This is a genomic window from Thermoanaerobaculia bacterium (genome assembly GCA_035717485.1).
Classification (GTDB): domain Bacteria; phylum Acidobacteriota; class Thermoanaerobaculia; order UBA5066; family DATFVB01; genus DATFVB01.
Window position 1 is genome coordinate 1 of the sequence record DASTIQ010000139.1, and the last position, 7,258, is coordinate 7,258.

The 7,258-nt window shown below is 67.1% G+C and carries 5 protein-coding genes and 1 rRNA gene; 5 read left to right on the top strand and 1 reads right to left on the bottom strand.

Translation table 11 applies throughout. The annotated features are described in order from the left end of the window. On the bottom strand, nt 1-1,364 hold a 1,364-nt coding region (locus VFS34_07230; GenBank protein ID HET9794238.1), incomplete at its 3' end, for a hypothetical protein. Nucleotides 1,365-1,423: 59 nt separating this feature from the next. Between VFS34_07230 and VFS34_07235 the strand changes: the two genes are divergently transcribed. The 5 genes from VFS34_07235 to VFS34_07255 form a co-directional block, all read left to right on the top strand. Next, the gene (locus VFS34_07235) at nt 1,424-3,478 is read left to right on the top strand and encodes a M13 family metallopeptidase (protein ID HET9794239.1); all 2,055 of its coding nucleotides are present in this window, start codon (nt 1,424-1,426) and stop codon (nt 3,476-3,478) included. A gap of 138 nt (nt 3,479-3,616) precedes the next feature. Continuing rightward, complete coding sequence (locus VFS34_07240; GenBank protein HET9794240.1) at nt 3,617-4,867, top strand: cytochrome c peroxidase; 1,251 nt, start codon at nt 3,617-3,619, stop codon at nt 4,865-4,867. A 30-nt stretch (nt 4,868-4,897) separates the two neighbouring features. Continuing rightward, nucleotides 4,898-5,521 (top strand): MarC family protein, encoded by a 624-nt coding sequence (locus VFS34_07245; protein ID HET9794241.1) that lies wholly within the window; start codon nt 4,898-4,900, stop codon nt 5,519-5,521. Nucleotides 5,522-5,537: 16 nt separating this feature from the next. Next, the gene (locus VFS34_07250; GenBank protein ID HET9794242.1) at nt 5,538-6,044 is read left to right on the top strand and encodes a hypothetical protein; all 507 of its coding nucleotides are present in this window, start codon (nt 5,538-5,540) and stop codon (nt 6,042-6,044) included. Between the two features lie 409 nt (nt 6,045-6,453). Next, nucleotides 6,454-7,258, top strand: a 16S ribosomal RNA gene (locus VFS34_07255); the annotation flags it as partial.

Below are 7,258 nucleotides of genomic sequence, written 5' to 3' on the forward strand. Positions count from 1 at the left end.
CGCTCCGCGAAATCCATGACGCTCTTGCGCTGGTCGGCCGTGAGATTCGCTTTCTCGAGAAGAGTCCGGATCGCCCGCCCCTTTTCGGAGGAGGAGTCGATCGTCCGCGCGCATTCGAGATAGGCGGTGAACGAAAGGGGATCCGACGAAGAGCCGGCGGCCTCGACGAGCAGCTCGGCCTTCTGGGACGAAGAATCGATCCGGCGGGCGGCGCGGAGAACCTCGGCGAGCGCGTCGCCCTTCACTCCGTCCCGGACGAGCGCCGCGAGCGCGCGGCGGGTCTCCGAAGACGATTCGATCGTGTGGGCCGTCGCGAGGTAGGCGTGGTGCGGCGCCGGCGCCGCCGCCGCGCCCGCCGCGCAATCCTCGAGGAGGGACGCCTTCTCGGAAGACGAGGAGATCCTGGCTCCGGCGGTCAGGATCCGCGCGAGCGCCTCGGGAGGAAGACCGGGATGCCGCGAGAGGCTCGTGAGCGCGCGCCGCAGCTCGGCCGACGACGCGATCGACTCCGCCGCCCCCGCGAGGAGCTCGATCGAGCCGGCGTCGCTCGCGAACCGGCCCACGCGGTCGACCGCGGTCGCCGCCTCGGACGAGGAGGAGATCTCGCCGATCGAGTGTGCGTAATCGCGCGCCGCCGCCGGGGGAACGCCCCTCTTCTCCGCGATCGCGGCGAGCGCCGCGCCGCTCTGGGAGCTCGATGAGATCTCCGAGCAGGCGCGGGCGAGCGCGGCGGTGAGGTCGGGGTCGGGGGGGAGGGCCTCGGCGAGGCGGGTCAGGATCCGGCGCAGGCGGCTGCTCGACGAGATCTCGCGTCCCGCTGTTTCGACGGCGCGGCGGCCGGCGGCGGCGTCGATCGGCCCGGCGGCGACCAGCTCCTCGAGATAGATCTCCTGCGCCGCGCCGCTCTCGAGCCCCCCGATCGCGTCGAGGAGCCGGTCGGGTCCCTGGCGGAGGAGACGCTTCGCCTCGCCCCGGGCGCCGACCGCCGTCACGCGCGCGGCCTCGGGGAGGTTCCGGGCGAGATAGTTCCGGGCCTGGTCCGCCGAGCCCGAGCGATCCGCGATCCAGTACCGGACCTGCGGACGGCCGTCGGCGCCGCGCGTGACCCGGACCATTCTCGGCGAAAACAGCCGGCGGGTCCGGATCTCGATCCAGGCGCCCGGCGCGACCGCCGTGACGCTCTCCCGGTCGGGCGAGAGCTCGACTTCCCCTTCGTAGCGGACCTCGAAGCTGGCGAGCCCCGAGGACCGGTAGTAATGGTGGTCGTCGGAATCCTCGACGATCCCGAAGTGGATGTCCGCCCGGGCGGACACGGCGGCGCCGAGCATGAGGACGGCGAGAAGACTCCGAACGGAAAACTTCATGTTCTCAACTCCCTGTCCCGGAAAACGGGAACGGCGGCAAAAAGTTCTAGGATTTTCGGATGACCAGAAAAGCCGGTTTCCGAGTCCTGATCCTGCCATTCGCTTTCGCGGCGGCGATCGCCGCCGCGCGCGCCGCCGATGTGGCCGCTCCGGCGGAAGACCTCCTCCGATCGAACCTCGATCCGTCCACGAGCCCCGCCTCGGACTTCTTCCAGTACGCCAACGGCGGCTGGCTCGCGAAGAATCCGATCCCTCCGTCGGAAGGCGGGTGGGGAATCGGCGATCTGGTGGACGAGGAGATCTACGCCCGGATGCGGAAGATCAACGAGGACGCCGCGGCGGCGAACGCGCCGGCCGGGACCGACGCCCGGAAGATCGGCGATTTCTGGACGACCGGGATGGACGAGGCGCGAGCCGACGCGGCGGGTCTCGCGCCGCTCTCGGCCGAGCTCGACCGGATCGACGCCGTCCGCGACCTTCCCGGCGCGATCGACGCGGCGATGGCGCAGGCCCCGCTCAGGACCCTGGCGTTCTTTTCGTTGCGGGTCCTCCAGGACGAAAAGCAGAGCGACGCGATGGCCGTCACGCTCTGGCAGGGAGGGCTCGGCCTTCCGAATCGCGACTTCTATTTCAACACCGACGCGAACTCGGTCAAGGTCCGCGGGGGCTACGTCAAGTACGTCCAGCGTCTCCTCGAGATGAGCGCCCGGGGCCGCGAGGTCCCTCCCGACGCCGGCGAGCGGGTCGTCGCTTTCGAAACGGCGCTCGCGAAGGCCTCGCGCAAGCTCGCGGATCTCCGCGACCCAGAGAAGAACTACAACAAGATGCCGACGGCGGAGGTCCGGGACAGGCTCACTCCGTCGATCGACTGGCCGGCCCGGCTCGCCGCGTTCGGCGTCAAGGGCGCCGACACGGTGATCGTGGGCCAGCCGGAGTTCTACGCGGCGCTCGACCAGGAGCTCCGGAAGACACCGGTCGAAGACCTGAAGAACTACCTTCGCTTCCACCTCGTCGACGCCTACGCGGAATATCTCGGCCGCGTATTCGATGACGCCCGCTTCGATTTCCGGGGAAGGCTCCTCTCGGGGCAGGAGGAGCAGCGGCCGCGATGGAAGCGCGTGGTCGATGCCGAGGAGCGGGCGATGGGAATGGTCGTCGGCAAGCTCTTCGTGCAGACGTACTTCCCGGAGCGGGCGAAGAAGCGTTACAGCGATCTCGTCGAGGCGGTTCGGGACGCCTGGCGCGACCGGATCGAACGGCTCCCGTGGATGAGCGCGGAGACGAAGGCGAAGGCCCTCGAAAAGCTCGCGAAAATGACGAAGAAGGTCGGGTATCCCGACAAGTGGAAGGACTATTCGACGCTCGCGATCGGGCGCGAGTCGTATGCCGCGAACGTGATGGCGGGCACCCGCTGGTGGTTCCAGGACATGCTGGGGAAGTTCGGGAAGCCGGTCGACCGCGCCGAATGGGAGATGACCCCGCAGACGTACAACGCCTACTACAACCCGTCGAACAACGAGATCGTGCTTCCCGCGGCGGCGTTCACGATTCCCGGTCTTCGCGACGACGAGGCGGATGACGCCCTCGTGTACGGTTACGCCGCGGCGTCGACGATCGGTCACGAGATGTCGCACGGCTTCGACGACGAGGGCCGGCAGTACGACGCCGAAGGGAACCTCCGCGACTGGTGGACCAAGGACGACGCCGACCGCTTCCGGTCGCGCGCCGAGCGGATGGTCGTCCAGTTCGACGCGTTCGAACCGCTCCCGGGAATGCACGTCAACGGCAAGGCGAGCCTCGGGGAGAACATCGCGGATCTCGGCGGCGTTCTCGTCGGCCTCGACGCGTTCGAGAAGACGGAGCAATACCGGAAAGGCCAGAAGATCGCGGGATTCACGCCGCTCCAGAGATACTTCCTCGGCTATGCGCTTTCCTGGCTCGGCCAGATCCGGAAGGAGAGGCTCGCCCGGGCCCTTCTCTCCGACGTGCACGCGCCGGAGAAGTGGCGCGTCAACGGGCCGCTCGCGAACGTCCCGGAATTCGACGGGGCGTTCGGAGTGAAGCCGGGGGATCCGATGTGGAGGCCGGAAGAGGTTCGCGTCCGCATCTGGTAGGGCGGGGGTTCGCCTCTCCGGCGCTGCGACGGGCCGGATCGCGGCGCGGCGATCGGCCTCTTCCGACCTCTTTCTGATGCACCTGGATCTTCACGCGGCGCCGTCCATCGGCCTAGGCTCGATGGCTCGAGGTGACTCATGCCGATCGACCGCATCTCTCGATCGTGCGCCGCCGCGCTCGCCGCCCTTCTCGCCGGCGGAGCGGCGATCGCGCAGGCGCCCGCCGGGTCCGCGCCGACACTCGCCCTTCTCGGACAGAAGATCTTCTTCGATACGTCGCTGTCGCGCCCGGCCGGACAGGCGTGCGCCGACTGTCACGGCCCCGCGGTCGGATTCACCGGCCCGAACGAGCGTGTGAACCGGGGCGGGGGCGTGTATCCCGGCGCGGTTCACGGACGCTTCGGGAACCGGAAACCGCCCAGCGCCGCCTATGCCGCCGCGCCGACGCTGGCGACGCGCAGCGAGGAGGGCGAGACCGTCTTCTTCGGCGGGAGTTTCTGGGACGGCCGCGCGACCGGCGCCCGTCTCGACAGCGCTCTCGCCGAGCAGGCCCTCGGTCCGTTCCTGAATCCGCTCGAACAGAACATGCCCGACGCGGCCGCGGTCGTCGCGGCGGTCTGCTCGGGACCGAACGGCGGACTGCTGCGGCGGGTCGCCAAGGACGAACGCCGAGTCGCCGACGCGTGCGCTCCGGGGCAGGCCGCGGCCGCGTACGACGTGATCGGTCTTGCGATCGCCGCCTACGAGACCTCGCCGGCGGCACAGCCCTTTTCCTCGCGCTACGATCGTTATCTCGCGGGCACGGAGAAGCTGACCCCGCAGGAGATGAAGGGGCTCTCGCTCTTCGGCGGCAAGGGGAAATGCGGCGAATGCCATCCTCACGAGCGCAGGAACGGGCAGGCGCCGCTCTTCACGGATTTCACGTACGACAACATCGGCCTGCCGGCAAATCCCGCCAACCCGTTCTATGCGATGGGCGCCGAATACAACCCGGACGGGAAGACGTGGAAGGACCCCGGGCTCGGCGGGTATCTGAAGAACGAGCCGCGATGGGCTTCGCTCGCGCCGCGGAACATGGGGAAATTCAAGGTTCCGACGCTCCGCAACGTCGATCGCCGTCCGTCGCCGGGATTCGTCAAGGCATACGGTCACAACGGCGTCTTCAAGAGCCTCGAGGAGGTCGTCCACTTCTACAACACGCGTGACGTTCTCCCCGTCTGCGGGGCACGAAAGGGCCTCGTGGCGGGGAAGGGCTGCTGGCCGGCTTCCGAGGAGCCGCGGAACCTCGAGCACGAAAAGACCGGCAGACTGGGATTGACCGCCGACGAGGAGACCGCGATCGTCGCGTTCCTGAAGACGTTGAGCGACGAAGGGGCTCCACGCCGGTAGCGCGCGCCGCTCCCTGCTACGATTCGGCCGATGCTCGGGCGCTTCGTCCAGGACTGCGCCGTTCTCTTCGCGACGATCGACCCGATCGGGTCCGTCCTCGTCTTCGTCGCGGTCACGCGGGGACACGGCGAGGCGCAGAGGCGCCGCATCGCGCTCAAGGCGGTCCTGATCGCGGGGGCGATCCTCCTGGCGTTCATGGTCCTCGGGGAAGTCCTGCTCGCTTCGATGCACGTCGCGCTCCGCTCGTTCCAGATTGCGGGGGCGCTCTTCCTCTTCTTCTTCGGGGCCCAGCTCACGTTCGGGCAGGGAGCGCACACGACGGGCGCCGCGGAGCCCGGCCACGATCTGGCGGTGTTTCCGATGGCGGTGCCGGCGATCGCGAGCCCCGGCGCGATCACGGCGATCGTGGTGCTCACCAACAACGACGTCTTCAGCATTCCCATGCAGGCGATGACGGCCGTCGCGCTCCTGCTCGTTCTGGGATTCACCGCGTTGATGCTCCTCGGCGCGTCCTTCGTCCACCGGATCCTCGGCAACTCCGGCGCGTCGGTGCTGATCCGGATACTCGGGCTGATCCTCGCGTCGCTCGCCGTCCAGATGCTGGTCGAAGCGCTCCGGGGCTCGGGCCTGTCGGCGCCGCCGATTCCTTCCTGAACGGCGTGGGACACGGATGAATCTCGCGGACGCGCTGCCGTCCCTGCTTCCGCGGGCGATCGCGTGGGCGGAAGCAGAGGCGCGTCGGGCGGCACGCGAAGGCGAACCGCTGGCTTGCGACGGGCTCGCACTCGCCTCGCGCGCGGGCGTTGGCGAAACGGAGCGGATTCGTATCCTGGTCGTCGACGAGCTCCCGCGGCCGGACGATCCGGCGCTGTCCGATGCGGTTCGCGAGGCCGGTTTTTTCCCGCCCGAAACGATCGGGCTCACCCTCGGTCATGCCGTCTTCCTTCGCGGCGGGCACGTCTCGCGCCGGGCGCTTTCGCACGAGCTCCGGCACGTGGCGCAATACGAGAAGGCGGGCGGAATCGCGGGTTTTCTGCCGGTCTACGTTCGCCAGGTGCTGGAATTCGGCTATGCGGCCGCGCCGCTCGAAGAGGATGCGCGGCGACACGAGGCCGACGGATTCGCCGATTCCTCCGCCGCGGCGCTCCCCGGGTTATTTAATCAATCCAATCAATGACTTGCGCAGGCCAGAATGGCCGGGTTCGGGCGCTTGACAGTGGGCCCCGACCCGCCTATCATGCGCTTCCCTTCACGGGACAGGCTCTTTCAAGACTAGGAAATCCGGGGCGCGAAGCACGCCTCTGCGGGCGAAGGTTCGCCGGCGGGGAGTCGGGACAAACGCTTCGAAAGGCTCGCTGATGCAGATTTCGATTGACAGTGAGTCCGGGATTTCGTAGGATCAACAGCCCGTCTCTAAACGGGAGTTCGCCGGGAGAACGGCGAGTCGCTTTCGGGCGATCGGTTCCTTGAAAACTGAATAGAGCAGCCAACGAATTCATTTTTTTTCCTGTTTTTTTCTTTGAAAAAAGCACGGATCTACTCGGAAATCCCGGCTTGGGGCTTAGCCCCCCGGCCGTGACACACTTTAAGTGGAGAGTTTGATCCTGGCTCAGAATGAACGCTGGCGGCGTGCTTAACACATGCAAGTCGAGCGAGGCGGAGGGGGCAACTCCTCCAGTCGAGCGGCGGACGGGTGAGTAACACGTGGGCAATCTGCCCGAAAGTGGGGAATACCCCAGGGAAACTTGGGCTAATACCGCATGTGATCGCGACCTCGAGAGGGGATGCGATCAAAGGGGGGTCGCAAGACCTCCCGCTTTCGGAGGAGCCCGCGCCCGATTAGCTAGTTGGTGAGGTAACGGCTCACCAAGGCTTCGATCGGTAGCCGGCCTGAGAGGGTGATCGGCCACACCGGAACTGAGACACGGTCCGGACTCCTACGGGAGGCAGCAGTGGGGAATCTTGCGCAATGGGCGAAAGCCTGACGCAGCAACGCCGCGTGAAGGATGAAGGTCCTTGGATTGTAAACTTCTGTCGGCCGGGAAGAAATTCATCGGGGTCAATACCCCCGGTGATTGACTGTACCGGCAAAGGAAGCCCCGGCTAACTCTGTGCCAGCAGCCGCGGTAATACAGAGGGGGCAAGCGTTATTCGGAATTATTGGGCGTAAAGGGCGCGTAGGCGGTCCTTCAAGTCTCTCGTGAAATCCCTCGGCTTAACTGAGGACGTGCGGGAGATACTGCTGGGCTTGAGTCCGGAAGAGGGTGGTGGAATTCCCAGTGTAGCGGTGAAATGCGTAGATATTGGGAGGAACACCGGTGGCGAAGGCGGCCACCTGGGCCGGAACTGACGCTGAGGCGCGAAAGCGTGGGGAGCAAACGGGATTAGATA

Excerpts from the sequence above, each read along its gene's own strand:
- VFS34_07240 (HET9794240.1), top strand. The coding sequence starts at position 3,617 with ATGCCGATCGACCGCATCTCTCGATCGTGCGCCGCCGCGCTCGCCGCC.
- VFS34_07245 (HET9794241.1), top strand. The coding sequence starts at position 4,898 with ATGCTCGGGCGCTTCGTCCAGGACTGCGCCGTTCTCTTCGCGACGATC.
- VFS34_07235 (HET9794239.1), top strand. The coding sequence starts at position 1,424 with ATGACCAGAAAAGCCGGTTTCCGAGTCCTGATCCTGCCATTCGCTTTC.
- VFS34_07250 (HET9794242.1), top strand. The coding sequence starts at position 5,538 with ATGAATCTCGCGGACGCGCTGCCGTCCCTGCTTCCGCGGGCGATCGCG.